The organism is Serratia sp. OS31, from assembly GCF_014164835.1.
In the GTDB taxonomy this organism is placed as follows: Bacteria; Pseudomonadota; Gammaproteobacteria; order Enterobacterales; family Enterobacteriaceae; genus Serratia; species Serratia liquefaciens_A.
In genome coordinates this window covers 1-630 of the sequence record NZ_JACJFQ010000106.1, presented here as the reverse complement: position 1 = coordinate 630, position 630 = coordinate 1, and the positions used below count along the sequence as shown (strand labels likewise).

Below are 630 nucleotides of genomic sequence, written 5' to 3'. Positions count from 1 at the left end.
TTTTCTTTTCAGTGTTGTTAGTGAATTTTTGTGTCTTGACGATAATAGGTATGGAATTTAAAGAAAGCACTTCTGTTTTTACCGGCACAAGTACTCGTTTTACCTGTGGCCATCCATATGTATTGTATAAGTCGTTCCATGGGGTTGGGCTCTTAATGTATGTATCTGTTGGTGCTTGACCTAGATACTTCTCAACTGCACTTTCCAAATTCGATGATGATATTTTAAAAGTTGATATTTCAGAGTCGGGAATGATTTCTTGTATTGAACCACTTGCAATGACGCCAGAAATCTTAGGGTCATTAGTTGCTATAATATCTATTTGAATGGACATGGTTACCTCTAACGTTAATAAATGGCGAGTAATGCATGGTTATCACGACATATCAATGACTGACAATTAACTATGCCATGTAATGTTACTGCATCGAATTTAATATAACACGGCAATAAAAACATTCAATGTGCAAAAAAGACAAACACATTTCCTTTTATTAAGTGGCTTACCAAGGTGGTATGATTTTTACTAAATATGTTTTGCGTGATGCTAAATAGTATTCATTTGCTTTCAAAAAGAACCTGTTTTAAACATCTCTGATGTGCAATATTTCCATCGCACCTATTTGTGCG

Annotated in this window: 1 pseudogene; it reads right to left on the bottom strand. The window is 34.6% G+C overall.

Annotation, left to right across the window (positions count from 1 at the left end):
- Positions 1–334: pseudogene (locus tag H5P17_RS26520) on the bottom strand (follicular epithelium yolk protein subunit); the annotation flags it as partial.
- Positions 335–630: the final 296 nt, after the last annotated feature.